Source organism: Levilactobacillus humaensis, assembly GCF_024345185.1.
Classification (GTDB): Bacteria; Bacillota; Bacilli; order Lactobacillales; family Lactobacillaceae; genus Levilactobacillus; species Levilactobacillus humaensis.
Genome location: NZ_BROB01000010.1, coordinates 46,254 through 64,272, shown reverse-complemented (window position 1 = coordinate 64,272; position 18,019 = coordinate 46,254). Strand labels below are relative to the sequence as shown.

Below are 18,019 nucleotides of genomic sequence, written 5' to 3'. Positions count from 1 at the left end.
CACTTAGGGGAGCGAATTAAAATGAAAAGAGTGACGTCTGGTATTGATGCGCCCGTAATTCCAATGTTTTATTTGGTTGCGGCGCTTTTTTTCTTCAGTAGTTTTTTCTGGGAACAAAGCGCGATAGGACGGTTTTGGGATATCGTTGTTGGTTTAATTTTCGTGGCTGGGACCGGGATCTTCTTACACACATCACTACGGGGAAAGAAAAGCATTTGGGAACGGTTATTGAGTCAGATTCCGATTGACCCGAACGCTCAGGTCCTGGATCTGGGGTGTGGGCATGGTGCCGTATTGGGCCGCGTGGCCCAAGAGTTGTCGGTAACCGGTCGGGCCGTGGGCGTCGATCTCTGGCGGTCACGAGACCAATCACAGAATTCCCAACAGGCAACGATGGCAAATATGGCAGCTTTGGGGGTTGCCGATCGCGTAACCTTGGTGACGGCGGATATGGTGGATTTGCCTTATGATCACAACCGTTTTGACGTCGTCACTACCAGCTTTGCGGTGCACAATATTAAACCCAAAGCTAAACGTTATCAGGCGTTAGAGGAAGCCGTTCGGGTCTTAAAACCGGGTGGTGAACTGCTCATTGTTGATACAGAACATCACCGCCGCGGCTACCAAAATTTTTTGGAGGCTGCTGGTTGTCAGGTCTTGCTGTCCAAGTCGGCTGGGTTTGATGGCTGGTGGACCGGGCCTTGGCAGGGCAGTTACGTGATTCGGGCGGTTAAAGGAAAAACGGCGACAATCAAATAAAGTGATGACAAGAAAATAGACGCGCCACTACCAGAAATAATTGATAGTGACGCGTCTATTTATTTTACATGTAGCATATTAAGTTTGAGCCGGAGGAGGACAAGGTGGAATCCTGTGTCAGTGGTGTTTGGCCGGTGAACCTCCGGCCTTACGGCACGGGACGACTTTAAGACCCACGTTTTTGGTGGGGCTTAAAGCGAGGAAGAAGACCGCACTTTGGCTTCTTCCGGGCCCCACAGGACGGAACCTTGTCCACCGTAGGCGGCACCCAAACAAATTTAGTCTAAGACGTACTTATGGATGGCGGCTGCGACACCGTCTTCAACGTTGGTAAGCGTCGTGACCTGTGCTGCTTCCTTAACTTCGTCGATGGCGTTACCCATGGCAACCCCGAGACCAGCGTATTCGATCATGGTCAGATCGTTACCTTGGTCCCCGATGGCCATGACGTCATCGGCGGTAAAGCCCAGCTTGGTTGCGAGTTCACCCAGCGTGTTCCCTTTGCTAGCTTGCTTGTTCATGATTTCAACGAAGAATGGTGTGCTTTGAACGACGTAGAACCGGTCCCGGAATTCTTGTGGAATCTCGGCATTGACGCGGTCAATGATGTCCTTGTGGTCGACAAACATGGCCTTAGAAATCGTTAGGTCGCGGCTGATTTCACCAACGGCCCGGTAACGGATGAGCATCTTCACTAGCATACTTTCGGCGATCGTATAGGCCGAGATATCCTTGTTGGGTGTGTAGATGTAGTCGGGCGTTTCGATTTGGGAGTGGACCTGGAGTTTCCGGGCGAGAGCTTCCAAGTCGATGAAGTCGTTGTAACTGAGAGAGTGGTTGGTCATCATCTTCCCAGAAACAGTCTGGGAAACCGATCCGTTGTAGGTGATGGCATATTGGTCGTCACCACTCAGTTCCAATGCATCGAGGTAGGGTTGAACTCCGGTCAGTGGCCGGCCAGTACATAGCACAACCTTAATGCCCTTGGCCGTAGCGGCTTGAACCGCGGCGATAGTGGCGGGAGCCAGTTCGTTCTTTTCATTGAGTAAGGTGCCATCGATATCAATGGCGATCATTTTAATTGTCATGTTAGTCGTCAATTCTCCTTCATGTCGTTAGGGTAGGGCGTAACGTTGAATTGCGGTGGCCACGCCATCGGCGGTGTTGGGCGTCGTCACTGTATCGGCGACGGCCTTCACGGCATCGTTGGCGTTTCCCATGGCCACCCCGAGGCCGGCGTAGGTCAGCATCGGGAGATCGTTGTTCTGATCACCGATCGCCATGACTTCGGCGGCGGTGAACCCTAGGGTCGCAGCGAGCTCGGCCAGCGTGTTGCCCTTGCTGACATTTTTGCTGAGCACCTCGATAAAGTAGGGCATGGTGCGCACCACGTAGAACCGATCGTAAATCTCGCGGGGTAATTGGTCCTCAACTTGGTCAAGGACGGGGGCATCGTCGATGAAGATGGCCGTGGGCATCAAGAGGTCGCGAGGCATGTCCGACGCCGCTCGATAGCGGAGGGGGAGATGGACGAAGTGACTCTCGGTGACTGTGTGGGGACTGATGTCCTGATCGGCGGTGTAGATGTGATCGGGGGTCAAAACTTGGAAGTGAACCTGAAATTTTCGGGCGAGAGCTTCCAAATCAACGTAATCGTTATAGCTGAGTGAATGTTTCGTCAGCACTTTACCAGAGACAGTTTCGGCTATCGATCCATTATAAGTGATGACGTATTGGTCATCACCGTTCAGGCCAAGGGCGTCCAGATATGGCGTGACCCCGGTGAGCGGCCGCCCGGTACACAAGACCACCTTGATACCCCGGTCACGGGCCGTTTGAATTGCCTGAATGGTACCAGGCGTCAGCTCGTCATTTTCGTTGAGGAGGGTGCCGTCAATATCCACGGCGATGAGTTTAATGGTCATGGTGATCAGTCTCCTTCGGCTGAATCAACTGGTTGTTTTGAATGTATTGTTTGAATTCATCGTAAATGGGTTGGAACAACTCGGGATCGTGACTATCCGGGCTAAGCATTTCCTTAGGGAAGAAGAAACGTTGGTCCCCAGAGAATTTACCCCGAATCGCGTTGACCAGGTCCGATACTGTTGAGAGTTCTCGCAGTGATCCATCCGGTTCCTGAAGTTCGATCTGCGTTAGGGGATGCGTGACCCGCGGGTCGTAGGCATCATCGTAAGGCAGGTCGTAACTGTTGTCGGTAGCCGTGTAGTAGTCGATGTTGAATCCAGCCGAGGCGATGAGGTCGCGGAGATGCGGAATCAGGTCCTGTGTCTCTTCAGAGAAGATCACACTCTTCAGGGGTTTTCGATCAAGGAAACGGTGAGCCAGGTCGGCCAGAATCTCGTCATCGGAATCACGCCAGTGAATGAAATAGGTGGTCAGTACTCCGTCATCGAGGTTCAGGTAGTCCTTGAGATCGAACTCGTGATTGAAGAATGGTAAGAGTAAATGGGGCACGAAGCTCTCATCCTCATTACCGTTTTGGTAGAGCTCATTGGCTCTGGCCAGCAGGTGATCCAAGATGACTTCCATGGCCCGGGAAACCGGGTGGAAGTACACTTGCTGATACATCTGGAACCGACTGATGATGTAGTCTTCGACGGCGTGCATCCCGTTCATGGCAAAGGCGATCCCGTCCTTGTAAGGGCGCATGACCCGCAGAATTCGAGTAATGTCGAAGGTTCCGTATTCGGTTCCCGTGAAATAGGCGTCACGCAGGAGGTAATCCATGCGGTCAGCGTCGATTTGACTGGAGATCATCTGAACCACCTGGGGGTTCGGATGGGTCTTTTGAATAACACTTGCAACCTCTTCGGGGAAGGTCGGGCTGACGCGCCGTAAGACCTGGTTAACCTCGGTGGTCGGTGACGTCAAGATTTCGGCGGTAATGGCTTCGTGATCCGTGTGGAAGATGTGTTCAAAGGTGTGGGAATAAGGGCCGTGGCCGATATCGTGCAAGAGAGCGGCACATAAGGCCGTTAACCGATAACGGTCGTCCCAACCGCCGTCACCAGGGATTTCCATGGGATAGTTGCGTTGGAAGTTATCACAGATCTGTCGGGTGACTTCATAGACCCCCAGCGAGTGGGTGAAACGCGAGTGCTCGGCCCCATGGAAGATAAGCGAAGCGGTTCCGAGTTGTTTGATACGCCGTAGCCGTTGAAATTCACGGGTGTTGATTAAGTCTAAAATAACTTGATGTTGAACGTAAATATAGTTGTGAACGGGGTCGCGAAAGACCTTTTCTCGGGGTAACCGAGCAGTTGCGTAACTCACAGTGATTCCTCCTTCTTGATTTAAACGTTTAAATGGGTTGGCGGCGCGCCATGAGGGCGGTCGCGTGGGCTAAACGATCCTGAAACCAAGGGGTCGCCATGGCCGCGGTTAATTTGCCTTGGCCGATGTCGAGTCCAGCCGTGGTGCAGGCCCCAAGGATCCGTTGCTGGGCGTCTTCCACGGTGAATGGAAGACCCAGGAGATCCGCCACGGTGGTCATGACATCGGGATCGACGTCGGGAAAGTTCCAATTGTTGGGATGGTCCCCAAGACCCGCACGGTAGAAATCGCGAACCAGACTTCCCCGGGTGAGCTGGTCACCGGTGACACTGAGGTACTGCATGGTCACCATGGCGTGCGGACTTCGACGTTGCGAAATCCCGGCAATCTTGCGGTTGTTGACGCTGAGATCGTAGTCACCCGGACAATAGGAACGGGTGATCTCGTGATGGGCCAGGTCGAGTTCCGGCCAGGCGGCTGCCATCAGGTCCAGCATCTGGTCATAGGCCCCAGCCACGCTAAGGGCAGGAGTCGTTAAGGGCTGAAACAACGAGACATTTAGAATGCCGCCGTCGGCCACCACGGCTAATCCGCCGGAATTCCGGAGAACATGGTCGTAGCCATAGCTGTGAATGGCGCTGACAGCGTCTGTAAGGTATGGTAGCCGCTTATCCTTAATCCCCATGATGACAGTTGGCGGCATGGTCCAGAAGTGCAATATGGGCTGTTTAAGCCGGGGGATTAGATCCAGCAGGGCATTGGTGTAGCCGAAAGCCTGATTCTTCTGTTCGGCCGCAATGGCTGTCGTCAGCGTCTGAATCCGGTTGGTCGCTAAATTAAATGGTGCCAAGAGACATCCCCCTTTCAGTCGTCTAGGTTCAATGTTTTCATTATACTAGAAAACTTAGGCCCCGTCATGGTTGGGGATGTAGGGGTGGGGTTAGACTAGATTTGTGCTCCGTGTGTTTGGAGAAAACTTGATAGTTACTACGAATGATCAATACCAATATCATTAGCGATTAATATTAGTTTGCTGATTACGGTAGGGTATTTAAGATTACCTTGAGTGCTGGATCGTAGCCGTAGGCGGGCGGGGATGTCACCCTGTGTCGGTGGTGTTTTGGCCGGTGGGTTTCCGGCCTTACAGCACGGGACGTCTGCGAGACCCACGGGTTTGGTGGGGCTTGCAGGCGAGGGCGAAGACCGTTCTTTGGCTTCGCCCGTTCCCCACAGGGTGTCATCCCTGCCCACCGAAGGTGAGATTCTTCGCATATAATTCACCTTGAATTAAAGTATAAAGAATAGGTTTTCCATGAAAAATGAACTATAATTAACGCAGACAATTCACGGAAAGGGAGTGTGCAGATGGATCAGTTATCAACGGGGGTGCCCGTGATGATTCACTTGGAAACGCATATTAAACAGGATGGAGACGTTTCCGACTACCGCTTAGATGTGGAGGGTCAGCTCGTTCAGATGGGCTTAAATCTCTATCTTCGCTACCTGGAACCCGATCAAGAGACGGGGAAGGAAACACCCGTGACGATGAAGTTCACGCCAGAAGGTGAGGTCCACCTGACGCGAAACGCGGAGGCCGAGCTTCGGTTACATTTCATCAGTGGCAAACGGGTCACGGCGCGCTACAAGACGCCTTATGGCATCATGCCAATCGAGACCGTGACGCCATATCTGGAGACCAGTTTTCAGGAGCGACCATTTAGCGGAAACGTTAAGATTGACTACCTGCTCTATGCTGGTGAAGAATTAGTCGGGAACTACAAGATTCGATTGCAATTTACGGCATAAACGAGTATCATATTTCGTAGACTGTGGAAAGGACGTGCACCAGTTTGGAATTAAAAGTCTTTGAGGGCCAGAATAAAAAGGAATTATCAATGATCGAAGTTGCTCACGCCATTTTGTCTCAACACGGTGACGTGATGGCATTTGCCGACTTAGCAAACGCCGTGCAAGCCTATTTGGGCGACAGTGACGCAGAAGTTCGTAACCGGCTGTCCCAATTCTATACGGATTTAAATGTCGATGGTAGTTTCATTTCTCTGGGTGATAACCTCTGGGGACTGCGAACTTGGTATCCGTTTGAATCCATCGATGAAGCGACGGTTCACGCTGAGGAAGATGAAGATCAACCTAAGCGTAAGAAGCGTAAGAAGGTTAACGCCTTCCTCGCTGACACGACCGATGACGACGACGTAATCGATTACGATGACGATGATCCAGAAGATGACGACACCTCGTACGCCAGTGATGACGACGATGATGACGATTCAACCGGTTCAACGCCAGACCTGGGCAAGTTACAGACCGGCTTAGGCATCGATGACGATGACGAAGAAGATGCTTCGGAAGACATCCCAGATGGTATCGAAGACCAGCTTTCTCAGATGGAAGCCCCGGACGACGATGACACCGACAATCTCGACTTCTCTGATGACGATGATGAAGCCGACGATGACGAAGAAGACAGCGATCAAAAGTAAATTGAAAATGTTTGCTTGACCTACAGTCGAAAAACAGTTAGTATGTTTTTTGGGCTCCTTGCTACTTGTAGTGAGGACAACTGAACGGTGAAGTAGCTCCCTATTCCGAATGAATAGGGAGTTTTTTTATAGTTTTACACCCTAAATAATCTTACAAGGAGTTTGCACATGACCAAATATATTTTTGTGACTGGCGGCGTGGTTTCATCACTAGGTAAGGGAATCGTAGCTGCTTCCCTAGGACGGTTATTAAAGAACCGTGGGTTAAACGTAACCATTCAAAAATTCGATCCCTACATCAACGTGGATCCCGGCACGATGAACCCGTATCAACACGGGGAAGTCTTCGTGACCGATGATGGGACCGAGACTGATTTGGACTTGGGTCATTACGAACGTTTCATCGACAACAATCTGAACAAGTTCTCAAACGTGACGACTGGTAAGATTTATTCGGAAGTTCTGGAAAAGGAACGACGCGGTGATTATCTGGGAGCAACTGTGCAAGTGATCCCTCACATCACCGGTATGATTAAGGAAAAGATCATGCGGGCCGGCAAGACTTTGGGTGCCGACTTCGTGATTACTGAAATCGGAGGGACTGTTGGGGATATTGAATCCCAACCCTTCCTGGAAGCCATTCGGCAAATGAAGTCTGAAGTGGGTGACGAGAATGTCGTTTACATTCACACGACTCTTGTGCCAACGTTGCATGCGGCTCACGAAATGAAGACGAAGCCAACACAACACTCTGTTCGCGAACTCCGGAGCATTGGGATTCAACCAAACATCTTGGTTGTCCGGACTGAGAATCACATTACGGAGGATATGCGTCAGAAGATTGCGTTGTTCTGTGACGTTCAACCTTCAGCCGTCATCGAATCCATGGACGTGCCAACGATCTACTCCATCCCATTACGGTTACAAGAACAAGGTTTGGACCAGATTGTCTTGGATCACTTCAAGGTAGATGCACCTAAGTCTGACATGGCACAATGGGCCAAGATGGTAGACCACATGCAGAACTTGAAACGGACGATTAAGATTGCCCTGGTTGGAAAGTACGTCGGCTTGCATGATGCCTACATCTCCGTAGCCGAAGCCTTACAACACGCCGGTTATCCAGTCGATGCTAAGATTGACTTGGACATGATCGATGCCGAAAAGATTACGCCAGATAACGTGGCGGATATCTTAGGCGATGCCGACGGTGTGATCGTTCCCGGTGGGTTCGGTGACCGTGGGATCGAAGGTATGATTACGGCAATCAAGTATGTGCGGGAACAAGACGTGCCATTCCTAGGAATTTGTCTGGGGATGCAAGTGGCCAGCATCGAATTTGCCCGCGACATTCTCGGTTACAAGGACGCTAACTCTACGGAAATGGACCCTGAGACTAGCCACAAGATCATTGACCTGATGGCCGATCAGGCTGACGTCCACGAAATGGGTGGGACCCAACGGCTGGGTCTGTACCCTTGCAAGTTGAAGGCTGGTAGCCGCGCTGCTGCTGCCTACGACAATCAAGAGATTGTTCAGGAACGTCACCGTCACCGTTACGAATTCAACAACCAGTACCGGGCAGAAATGGCCGCTAAGGGCTTGGTCTTCTCCGGGACATCACCTGATGACCACTTGGTTGAAGTGATTGAATTGCCTGAAAAGAAGTTCTTCGTGGCCTCACAATATCACCCAGAATTCCTGTCCCGGCCAAACCGTCCAGAAGGCTTGTTCCGCGACTTTATCGCTGCTGCTAGTGATGAAGTTAAGGACTAATTTTCTAGGTTAGTTCAAGTTGGCCGCCTGCGGCTGCCAGGGATTCCGCCTGCTGTGGGGACGCTTCAGCCTGAGACCCGGGCTTCTCGCTCGATTTGAAGCCCCGCCAGGGGCGCGGGTCTTCAAAGTCGCCCGTGATGTAAGGCCGAGAAAAGCACTCGGTCTAACATCACCACCACGGCCGGCTCCATCCCTGGCCTCCTCCGGCTAGGACTGTGCTTTACCATAACTAAAGATAACTGAATTGAAGTACTGAACGGGTAAGTATCACCTGGCTGAGGCCAAGTGGTGCTTACCCGTTTTTAGTATCTAACAATTTGATTCTTAGATACGTCGGACAGGCTACTATCAGCTGCTCTGAAGTGATGTTTCAAGTTGTTTGAGTTGAAATGATCCGAGGTAACTTCAATCTGACTTAACTGCGTTGGTATCGATAATTGTTGCCATAATGTTACTATACTAAGCCGTGAGGCCGGCAGTTCGGGGCTCAGGCGCGTCGTTCTCCTTAGTCAGTGAGTGTTTTTCTCGCTGGCTTAGGAGAAAACCAAGCTTGAAGACTCGGGGATTTCGAGGCTTCAAGTTGTGTTCGCACCGTTCCAGCCCCGAACTGCCGGCCGGTAAGGCGAATCGTACCACCATGGTTGCCTGTTAGTGGACACATTTATACAAGTAAAATAAAACGCCTGTCCGCACTCCCAAAAAGGAATGGCGACAGGCGTTAATCTTCTATTTTGCTGGAACGTTGGGATCGTCGATGATGTTGGTCACCGCGGCTTGGATCGCGGGGATCAACGGGCTGTTGGCATCGATGCCCGTTTGGTCGAAGCGGGCTTGCCACCAGCTACGACGAATGTCTTGAACCTGGGCCACGACGGCTTCACCATCCGGGGTGAGGCTGAGGAGTTGCGTTTTGCCACTCCCGGCAGTCTTGGTCAGGTAGCCGAGACCCTGAATCTTGTTGACCTCACGGGTGGTGAGGCCTTTATCAATGACCAGCGTCTTGGCAACTTGGCTTTGATTGATGGCCGGGTGCTCGTGGACCGTCAGTAGGACACAGGCGGCCGTTGGATTCAGCCCCAAGTCCTTAAATATCGGGCTGGTGTCCTTGTAATATTTACGGTGGAGGATAGAAATATCCTGAGCCAGATAACCTAAATCGATCATGGCGCACTCCTTTCTGTTGTGAAAAAGGTTCTATGTTGACAAAACAACTTAAGGCTATTATGATGATTCTAAGTTGACTTGTCAACACAATTAAACTAAAAAATGAAAACGGGGGACCCACCGATGACAAAAACCAAGACTGGCGCACAAGCGTTAATTCAAAGCATGATTAATCAGGGTATCAAGTACGTGTTCGGTATTCCGGGCGCGAAGGTTGACCAACTCTTCGAAGGCCTGGCGTACAGCAAGGACCCACGAGCACCAAAGGTCATTGTGACTCGGCACGAACAGAATGCCGCCTTGATTGCGTCCGGGATTGGTCGGATCACCGGGGAACCTGGTGTGGTGGCAACCACCTCGGGTCCTGGGGTTTCCAACTTGACCACTAGTTTGATTACGGCGACCGCGGAAGGCGATCCCGTCGTTGCCCTGGGTGGACAGGTTCCCCAAGACGACATTGGCCGTCTGACGCACCAGAGTATTCCTAGTAAGGAACTCCTGAGTTCGGCCACCAAGTCCAGTGTCGAAGTTCAGAACGCTAACAGCCTCTCCGAAGCCTTTGCCAACGCCTATCAAACGGCGCGAGCACCTAAGGCGGGGGCAACGTTCATCTCCTTACCACAAAACGTGTTAAACGGTGAGGTTGACCGCCCAGAAATTAAGGCCGTACCAACTATTGACCAGGGGGTTGCCGATCCCGCAACGATCAGTGCGCTGGTTGACAAGATGACGCATGCCAAATTACCAGTGATTTTAGCCGGTATGCGGGCCTCAGCCAGTGACGTGACGACCGCGATTCGCGAGTTGTTAGGTCACGCCGAGATCCCAGTGGTTGAAACGTTCCAGGGGGCCGGTGTTGTTTCTCGTGACCTGGTTCGCAACTACTTTGGGCGCGTGGGTCTCTTCAGAAACCAAATCGGGGATAACCTTCTAAAGGAAAGTGACCTGGTGATCACGGTGGGCTACGATCCCGTGGAATACGAAGCGCGGATCTGGAATGCCGATCGGACGGGCGAAGTGGTCAGTCTCGATAGCGTTGCCCCAGAAATTACCACCGATTACCAACCAGGATTAGTGATTCACGCCGACATTGCCAAGACCCTGCATGCGTTGGGTCAGGCCTTGCCAAGCGACTGGGCCTTATCCAGTGAGGTTCAAGCAAAATTGACCGATTTGGGTGACAAATTAGCTGCCCAGGCGGAAGCCCCAACACCAGATGACGACCATGGGATTCACCCATTAGCGATCATCCAGGCCTTACAGGCTCAAGTGAATGACGAGACAACCGTGACGGTAGACGTCGGGAGTTTCTACATTTGGATGGCGCGTTACTTCCGGAGCTACCAACCTCGGCACCTGCTATTCAGTAACGGGATGCAAACGTTGGGCGTCGCTTTTCCATGGGCGATTGCGGCCGCACTCGAACGACCCGGCCAGCCGATTGTTTCGGTTGCCGGTGACGGTGGTTTCCTGTTCTCCAGCCAGGAACTCGAGACGGCTGTGCGGTTGAACTTGCCGATTGTGCAGATCATTTGGACTGACGGTTACTATGACATGGTCCGGTTCCAAGAAATTGCCAAATACGGTCATGATGCCGCGGTTAGCTTTGGTCCCGTGGACTACGTGAAGTATGCCGAAAGCTTTGGCGCTACTGGGTTGCGCGTGGATCACGCCGCCGATCTGGCAAGCACCCTGAGTGAAGCCTTTACGACGGCCGCCAATGGCCCAGTCGTGGTGGAAATCCCCGTGGATTACCGCGACAATTTACAATTAAAGTCCTTGTTACTCGAAGATGTCTTAAGCTAAAAGGAAGTCATGACGATGAAGACAACAACCTTATATCAACACGGAACGCTGGCCTTATTGGTGCCAGGATTATTGACGGGAACCTTGCCAATGCGGACCCTATTGGCCCACGGGGATACCGGAATTGGGACGGGTGAAGGCCTGGATGGTGAGCTGATTATCTTAGACGGCAAGCCTTACCAGGTTAACAGCGCGGGGAAAGTGACGGTCGTTGGTGACGACTTTACGTTGCCATTTGCCAACAGTCACTTCGCCGACTATCGGCCATTACTCACGGTGGAAAATGCCACGCGTGAAGAGGTCCATGACCAAGTCTTGGCCCTGACTCACGGCGCGAATACATTTTTCTCGATCATGGTGACCGGGACCTTTACGGATGTGAAAACCCGCGCGGTAGCCAAATCCAGTCGACCATTCAAGTCCTTGGCTGAAACCGCTGAGAACCAGAGTATCTTCACTCGCGACACGGTGAAGGGGACCTTGTTGGGATACTACTCCCCACAGATATTTGACGGCGTTGCGGTCGGGGGCTATCACGACCACTTCTTGGATGACGACCATACCTTTGGGGGTCACCTCCTGGGTTGCGGTCGCGTGACTGGAGAGGTTCAGATTCAGATCTTCGACACCCTGGAACAACACTTACCCGTCGGTGATACTGATTACCAACAACATGATTTCTCACAAGATGACATCATGGGCGATCTGCATCAGGCCGAGGGTTAATGACTTAGAATTCAAAACTCGCAATCCATTTTGGACTGCGAGTTTTTTTATGGATTGAATTAGATTGGCCGCCTGCGGCTGCCAGGGATTCCGCCTGCTGTGGGGACGCTTCAGCCCTGTGGGCTTCTCGCTCGGTTTGAAGCCCCGCCAGAGGCGCGAGTCTTCAAAGCCGCCCGTGGTGTAAGGCCGAGAAAAGCACTCGGCTAACACCACCGCCACGGCCGGCTCCATCCCTGGCCTCCTCCGGCTAGGTTAGTACTCGACAATAACGAAGTTGCGTTTCTTAATTATTCAGAGCTTGGCGGCGTTCTAATTGAGGTTGTCCAGTATATTCGAGTGTCTCAGTGTCTAGTGATTGTCGAAATCATCGTTAGTGGGGAAGGAGAACAGTGGTTCCAAATGTTTAAACAGGACTATCCTACTCGTTTCAATGGTGTCGATAGAAGTTGCTTCGGTGCTTCCACCTAAGCCGTGAGGTCGGCAGATAGGGGCTCAGGCGCGTCGTTCTCCTTAGTCAGTGAGTGAGCTTCTCACTGGCTTAGGAGAAAACCAAGCTTGAAGACTCGTGGGCTTCGAGGCTTCAAGTTGTGTTCGCACCGTTCCAGCCCCTAGCTGCCGGCCGGTAAGGCGTCCAGTACCACCACGGTTGCCGATCTCCAAAACAAAAGGGACTACTAACTCACAGGTTAGCAGTCCCTTTAGAAATTCTAGTTTAGAGATTATTCAGAACGTAAGGCCGTAGCGGCGTCCTTCTTCGCAGCCATCCGTGCTGGAATGTGGCCACCCAACATGGTCAGAACCGTACTGATGATAATCAGGATAATCCCGTGAACCGGGTTGAGGTGGGCGACGTTGCTCAGGTCGGTAATATTCTTCAAAACGACGTTGATTGGGAACGTCAGGAGCCAGGCAATGACGACCCCTAAGACCCCGGAACCAACCCCAAGAATGAATGTTTCGGCATCAAAGACGCGGGTGATATCTTTCTTCCGGGCACCTAAGGCCTTGAGAATCCCGATTTCCTTGGTCCGTTCGAGAACTGACGTGTAGGTGATGATGGCAATCATAATCATACTGGTTACCAACGAGATACCAGCAAAGGCAACGAGGACGTAGGTAATCGCGTCCATCAGGCCACCGGTCAGGTCAGACACGGTACCGGCCATATCGGTATAGATGACTTTGTCCGATTTGGACTTACCCTTGTTGTACTTGTCGAGGTAAGAGAGAACCTTGTCCTTGTTCTTGAAGGTGTTCGGGTAGATTAGGATGCTAGCTGGCGTGGTGGACCCACCAAGGTAGCTGACCAGGGACTTCTTCGTGGTGCTGTCGACGCTTTGGCCGGTCATCACGTTGTCACTGGCCTTCTTCTGGGCCTTCACAATCTTGGAATCTTTGTTCTTCTGGATAATGTCTTGGGTGAGCTTGTCGCTGTAGGCAATCCCTGAAGCCAAAACATTTTCGGAAGACTTGGACTTCACCTTCACGATCCCGGCAACCTTCAGCGTGGTGTTATTACTGTTGTTGTACAGGGAGTTCGTGGCCTTATTTGGCACGTAGTTTCCAGTAGGAAGGCTCTGGTAGTAGTCATTGTTGTTCACAATTTTAATCGATGTGCCAACAATCTTGTTGTAGCTAAACTTTTGGTTGGCCTTCACTGAATACCCTAAGTTCTTCAGGGCATTGATGTTGGTTGACCCATCGCGATCGACGATCAGGATGACATCGGTGGCCTTCTTAGGATAGCTTCCGGAAACGAGCTTGTAGTGTTTCTTCAGGAAGTTTAAGCCGCCATCATTAGCACTGGGATAAACGGAACCGCCGACTCCAGTTGAGGCGGACATCGCGGCCTGCATGGCACCGGAGTTATTGTTGCTGTCGGCGTTGGAGAAGGAGACCGTCTTGGTCTTGCCATCGACTTGCCGCAGGAGGTTCATCCCAGTGGAGTAGGTGTAAGTGACGTTCTTACTTAATTTTGGATCGAGTTTTTTAACATAGTTTAAGTAATCCTTGGTAAGCTTGTTGGTATGAGTTGCCTTATCTTGGTCACTGACCTTAGCCGTGACTTGCTTGGCGTTAGACGACTTGACCTTGTCATTACTGTTCTGAGCTCCCGTGGTACTCGTCGCCGTCTGTGAAATGGTGACGGGGAACTGAGCCAGTGTGTTGGCCTGAGTCTTGTTGATTTGTGTTTGGAAACCGTTGGATAACGCCAAGACCACGGCGATGCCGATGATCCCAATACTGGAGGCGAAGGCCGTTAACGCGGTCCGACCCTTCTTGGTTCGGATGTTGTTAAAGGATAGCTTCAAGGCCGTCCAGAAGGTCATCTTGGTCTTTTTTAATTTGAATTGTTCGGCATCGGCATGGTCGTCGTAAGGGTTCGAGTCGTGTTGAATCTTCCCATCGGCAAATTCGATGATCCGGTCCGCATATTGGTGAGCCAGGTCAGGGTTATGGGTGACCATGATCACCAGGCGCTCTGCGGAAAGTTCCTTGATCAGTTGCATGATTTCTTCACTGGTCTCGGTATCGAGGGCACCGGTGGGTTCGTCACACAAAAGAATTTCGGGTTCGTTGGCAATGGCTCGCGCGATAGCGACCCGTTGAAGTTGACCCCCGGAAAGTTGGTTGGGTTTCTTATTAATGTGAGGCGTCAGGCCAACCCGGTCGAGAGCCTTGCGGGCCTTTTCCTTCTTCTCGGCGTTAGGTACACCACTCAGTGTCATCCCCATTTCCACGTTATCGAGGATACTGAGGTGACCGATAATGTTATAGCTTTGGAAGATGAACCCGACGGAATTGTTTCGGTAGGCATCCCAATCGGAAGCGGAGAAGTCCTTGGTGGATTTCCCTTCGATGGCAAGATCACCGGAGTCGTAGATGTCTAAGCCACCAATACCATTCAGCATGGTGGTCTTCCCGGAACCACTAGGTCCGAGAATGGCCACGAACTCCTGGGAACGGAAGGCGACGGAGACGTCATCAAGTGCCTTGGTGACGGAATCCCCCACGTAGTAATATTTTTTAATATGTTTGAGTTCCAGCATTCGAAATAATCCTTTCATTATTTGACTAGTGTTGGTGTTACAGGGCTTTTTCTGGTAAAATTGTCATTACTGCAACACTGTGTCTTATATCATAAAAATTGTACTGTCAGTTGGCAACCGCCAATGTCAACAGAACTGTTGTGAATGCAACACATTTCAACAGGGTGTTGCAAACATGGCGGGTGCCCGGCTAACTGTCGGCTATTACTTTACCAGACCAGCTGCCTAACGGCACGTAATCTCACCTGAAAGTTTTCGTGATCGCCGGTGGTGGCTCGGGTCTCCATCCTGTGGGGCACGGCCGAAGCCAAAAGGCGGTCTTCGGTCTCGCCTCCAAGCCCCACAAAGTCCGTGGGTCTTGAAGACGTCCCGTGCTGTAAGGCCGGCAAATCGCCGACCTAACACCACCGACACAGGACTCCGTCCCGAACCATCACCAGCTATTGAAAATTAGTAGGTGATGAGGTGTCATGATTTAGATATCCGAAGTTTTAAGATTATGAAGTACTAGCCGGAGACAACCGGGGGATTCCACCTTGTGGGGTCCGTTCGAAGCTAAAGAGCGGTCTTCGAAGTCGTTTTGAAGGTCTAAGATTGTGGTCTTCAAAGCGTCCCCTGCTGTAAGGTTGGAAAGTTCGCCAACCTAACACCACCGACACGGGGTTCCACCCCTGTTTGTCTGTGGCTGGGTTGGTTATGCATGTTTTAGAATATACGTGCTGTCGGGAAAGACGTTCCGATAAGTTAGCCGTGGGTGGTTAGGGCAGAATCCTGTGTCGGTGGTGTTAGCCCGGTGTTCTTCCGGGGTTACAGCACGGGACGTCTGCAAGACCCACGGTTTTGGTGGGGCTTGGAGGCGAGGTTGAAGACCGTTCTTTGGCTTCGACCGTGCCCCACAGGATGGCGTCCCTGACCACCCGCGGCGGCAGACTTGAGAGTTTAGGAGTGTGAAGGATGGTTGGCGTTAAGAATAATCGACGCGCACAATATACCCAGCGCGTCATTCAGGAGACGGTCCTGTCGTTATTGGAGAATCAACCGATTACAGCCATCTCCGTGACGGCGGTCTGTGAACTGGCGGACGTGAATCGCACGACCTTTTATCGCTACTACACGGACGTTTACGACTGCGTGGCTAGCATCGAGAAGGCCTTTGTGGCGTCGCTACAGCCATTTCAGGAGTCGACCCCTAGCAAGGCCCTAGAACATCTATTGACGGCCTTCTACCGGGATAAGAAGCTTAGTAACTTAGTCTTTGTAGAAGGGAAGACCAAAGTTCTGGATCGGATGCAGGAGCTGATGAACCAGAGCGGATCCCGACCACCAGAGATTACGGCTTATCAGGGTGCCTATATTGGTGCCGGTATTCAGAGCGTGTTGAAGACCTGGGTGAAGGGCGGCATGGTCGAATCTCCCCATGAAATGACCCAGATTATTATCGACACCATTTTGGCTCGTAACCTGGATAACTTGCGTACGACCCCCTTATAAGGGAGGCAAATATTACATTTTGCCCGAAATACCGTGAAACAGTTGTCTTTTACCGCCGATTTATTTATCATGGTATCTGACTGTATGGAATTATAATGGAAGTTAGAATAAGTGAGGATCGCTTCATAATGAAAAAAATGATAATTCATGGCGGCCGACGTCTCTCTGGAGAAGTAACGATCGGCGGCGCTAAAAATAGTACCGTAGCTTTAATTCCGGCAGCAATTCTCGCTGATACACCGGTTCGTTTTGATATGGTGCCGGATATTCTGGATGTTCACAACTTAATGTTAATTTTGAAATCAATGAACGTGCACTCCACCTTCGAGGATGGCGTGCTGACTATCGATCCAACTGAAATTGTTGAAGCACCACTACCAAGTAAGGCTATCAAGAGCTTGCGCGCATCTTATTATTTTATGGGGTCCTTGTTGGGGCGGTTCCAACGGGCCACGCTGAGTTTCCCTGGTGGTGACAATATTGGCCCACGGCCGATTGACCAGCACATCAAGGCCTTCGAAGCCTTGGGTGCCAATGTGGAAGAAGAGGACGGAACTGTGCGGATTACCACCGGACCAACCGGGTTGCACGGGGCCACGATCTTTCTCGACATGGTTTCCGTCGGGGCCACAATCAATTCCATCTTGGCAGCCGTTAAGGCCGTCGGGACGACAGTGATTGAAAATGCCGCCAAGGAACCAGAAATCATCGACATCGCCACCTTCCTGAACAACATGGGGGCGCATGTCCGGGGTGCCGGGACCGACGTCATCCGGATCGAAGGGGTGCCAACGTTGCGGGCAATGAATACCCACACGATTATCCCTGACCGGATCGAAGCCGGCACTTACCTGTCAATGGCAGCGGCCGTTGGGGATGGGATCACGATTAAGAACGTGATCCCAGAACACTTGGAGGCTTTTACCGCCAAGATGATCGAGATGGGTGTGCCGTTAGAGATTAACGAAGACAGCATCTACGTGCCACATACCGATAATTTAAAACCAATTAAGATTAAAACGATGCCATTTCCAGGTTTCGCTACGGATCTTCAGCAGCCCTTAACACCGCTGTTGTTCCGGGCTTCCGGGAGTAGCGTGGTGATCGATACGATCTATCCCAAACGCATCAAGCACATCTCCGAATTGCGGAAGATGGGTGCCAGCATTCGCTCGGAGGATGACACCATTGTGGTTGATCCTTCGACGGAACTGGTAGGCAGCGAGGTTCAGGCTGGAGAAATCCGGGCCGGCGCCGCGTTAGTTATCGCCGGTTTGATGGCCGACGGGGACACCGTGATCACCCATGCTGACAACATCTTACGGGGCTATGACCGGATTGCGGGGAAGCTCACCGCCTTAAATGCGGATGTCGAAATTGTTGGCGACGCCAGTTTGGTGGAAAACGGCCAAGATTAGTCATTGATGAGTATCGAAATTCATGGTATAATTC

Annotated in this window: 14 protein-coding genes; 8 read left to right on the top strand and 6 right to left on the bottom strand. The window is 51.6% G+C overall.

Annotated elements, in window-relative coordinates:
* Window positions 1-21: 21 nt before the first annotated feature.
* Window positions 22-759 carry a class I SAM-dependent methyltransferase gene (locus OCU14_RS04630; protein ID WP_261810005.1) on the top strand — a complete coding sequence of 246 codons (738 nt, stop codon included), beginning with the start codon at window positions 22-24 and terminating at the stop codon, window positions 757-759.
* A 278-nt stretch (window positions 760-1,037) separates the two neighbouring features.
* Here OCU14_RS04630 and yidA (OCU14_RS04625) read toward each other — a convergent pair whose 3' ends face one another.
* From yidA (OCU14_RS04625) to OCU14_RS04610, 4 genes are read right to left on the bottom strand one after another with little or no spacing between them, the layout of a single operon-like run.
* Complete coding sequence (gene yidA, locus OCU14_RS04625; RefSeq protein ID WP_261810004.1) at window positions 1,038-1,847, bottom strand: sugar-phosphatase; 810 nt, start codon at window positions 1,845-1,847, stop codon at window positions 1,038-1,040.
* 27 nt (window positions 1,848-1,874) lie between these two features.
* On the bottom strand, window positions 1,875-2,684 hold the full coding sequence (gene yidA, locus OCU14_RS04620) for a sugar-phosphatase (protein WP_261810003.1): 810 nt from the start codon (window positions 2,682-2,684) through the stop codon (window positions 1,875-1,877).
* Window positions 2,674-4,053: an HD domain-containing protein gene (locus OCU14_RS04615; protein WP_309296921.1), complete on the bottom strand. Its 1,380-nt coding sequence runs from the start codon at window positions 4,051-4,053 to the stop codon at window positions 2,674-2,676. Before OCU14_RS04615 ends, yidA (OCU14_RS04620) begins: the two co-directional genes overlap by 11 nt.
* Before the next feature lie 28 nt (window positions 4,054-4,081).
* Complete coding sequence (locus tag OCU14_RS04610) at window positions 4,082-4,903, bottom strand: lipoate--protein ligase family protein (protein ID WP_261810002.1); 822 nt, start codon at window positions 4,901-4,903, stop codon at window positions 4,082-4,084.
* 515 nt (window positions 4,904-5,418) lie between these two features.
* Here OCU14_RS04610 and OCU14_RS04605 point away from each other — a divergent pair.
* From OCU14_RS04605 to pyrG, 3 genes are all read left to right on the top strand, one after another.
* Window positions 5,419-5,859, top strand: coding sequence for a YwiB family protein (locus tag OCU14_RS04605; RefSeq protein WP_057878861.1), 441 nt, complete (start codon window positions 5,419-5,421; stop codon window positions 5,857-5,859).
* Window positions 5,860-5,903: 44 nt separating this feature from the next.
* Window positions 5,904-6,554, top strand: coding sequence for a DNA-directed RNA polymerase subunit delta (gene rpoE / locus OCU14_RS04600; RefSeq protein WP_261810001.1), 651 nt, complete (start codon window positions 5,904-5,906; stop codon window positions 6,552-6,554).
* 168 nt (window positions 6,555-6,722) lie between these two features.
* On the top strand, window positions 6,723-8,330 hold the full coding sequence (gene pyrG / locus OCU14_RS04595) for a CTP synthase (RefSeq protein WP_261810000.1): 1,608 nt from the start codon (window positions 6,723-6,725) through the stop codon (window positions 8,328-8,330).
* 726 nt (window positions 8,331-9,056) lie between these two features.
* On the opposite strand, the gene OCU14_RS04590 is transcribed toward pyrG, so the two are convergent.
* Window positions 9,057-9,494, bottom strand: a complete 438-nt coding sequence (locus OCU14_RS04590) for a MarR family winged helix-turn-helix transcriptional regulator (RefSeq protein ID WP_261809999.1) — start codon at window positions 9,492-9,494, stop codon at window positions 9,057-9,059.
* A gap of 123 nt (window positions 9,495-9,617) precedes the next feature.
* Here OCU14_RS04590 and alsS point away from each other — a divergent pair, with 123 nt between their 5' ends.
* The gene (alsS, locus tag OCU14_RS04585) at window positions 9,618-11,300 is read left to right on the top strand and encodes an acetolactate synthase AlsS (protein WP_261809998.1); all 1,683 of its coding nucleotides are present in this window, start codon (window positions 9,618-9,620) and stop codon (window positions 11,298-11,300) included.
* A gap of 15 nt (window positions 11,301-11,315) precedes the next feature.
* Complete coding sequence (budA, locus tag OCU14_RS04580; protein WP_373875073.1) at window positions 11,316-12,026, top strand: acetolactate decarboxylase; 711 nt, start codon at window positions 11,316-11,318, stop codon at window positions 12,024-12,026.
* Window positions 12,027-12,745: 719 nt separating this feature from the next.
* Here the strand turns inward: budA and OCU14_RS04575 are convergent.
* Window positions 12,746-15,076, bottom strand: a complete 2,331-nt coding sequence (locus OCU14_RS04575; protein WP_261809996.1) for an ABC transporter ATP-binding protein/permease — start codon at window positions 15,074-15,076, stop codon at window positions 12,746-12,748.
* A gap of 954 nt (window positions 15,077-16,030) precedes the next feature.
* Between OCU14_RS04575 and OCU14_RS04570 the strand changes: the two genes are divergently transcribed.
* Entirely contained in the window at window positions 16,031-16,567 is a 537-nt protein-coding gene (locus OCU14_RS04570; protein WP_261809995.1) for a TetR/AcrR family transcriptional regulator, read from the top strand.
* A 128-nt stretch (window positions 16,568-16,695) separates the two neighbouring features.
* Window positions 16,696-17,985: a UDP-N-acetylglucosamine 1-carboxyvinyltransferase gene (gene murA, locus OCU14_RS04565; protein ID WP_057878852.1), complete on the top strand. Its 1,290-nt coding sequence runs from the start codon at window positions 16,696-16,698 to the stop codon at window positions 17,983-17,985.
* Window positions 17,986-18,019: the final 34 nt, after the last annotated feature.

What these genes read in the sequence shown, in the direction of transcription:
- OCU14_RS04590 (WP_261809999.1), bottom strand. Translation starts at nt 9,494, where the DNA reads ATGATCGATTTAGGTTATCTGGCTCAGGATATTTCTATCCTCCACCGT.
- yidA (WP_261810004.1), bottom strand. Translation starts at nt 1,847, where the DNA reads ATGACAATTAAAATGATCGCCATTGATATCGATGGCACCTTACTCAAT.
- yidA (WP_261810003.1), bottom strand. Translation starts at nt 2,684, where the DNA reads ATGACCATTAAACTCATCGCCGTGGATATTGACGGCACCCTCCTCAAC.
- pyrG (WP_261810000.1), top strand. Translation starts at nt 6,723, where the DNA reads ATGACCAAATATATTTTTGTGACTGGCGGCGTGGTTTCATCACTAGGT.
- OCU14_RS04630 (WP_261810005.1), top strand. Translation starts at nt 22, where the DNA reads ATGAAAAGAGTGACGTCTGGTATTGATGCGCCCGTAATTCCAATGTTT.
- OCU14_RS04570 (WP_261809995.1), top strand. Translation starts at nt 16,031, where the DNA reads ATGGTTGGCGTTAAGAATAATCGACGCGCACAATATACCCAGCGCGTC.
- murA (WP_057878852.1), top strand. Translation starts at nt 16,696, where the DNA reads ATGAAAAAAATGATAATTCATGGCGGCCGACGTCTCTCTGGAGAAGTA.
- OCU14_RS04575 (WP_261809996.1), bottom strand. Translation starts at nt 15,076, where the DNA reads ATGCTGGAACTCAAACATATTAAAAAATATTACTACGTGGGGGATTCC.
- budA (WP_373875073.1), top strand. Translation starts at nt 11,316, where the DNA reads ATGAAGACAACAACCTTATATCAACACGGAACGCTGGCCTTATTGGTG.
- alsS (WP_261809998.1), top strand. Translation starts at nt 9,618, where the DNA reads ATGACAAAAACCAAGACTGGCGCACAAGCGTTAATTCAAAGCATGATT.
- OCU14_RS04605 (WP_057878861.1), top strand. Translation starts at nt 5,419, where the DNA reads ATGGATCAGTTATCAACGGGGGTGCCCGTGATGATTCACTTGGAAACG.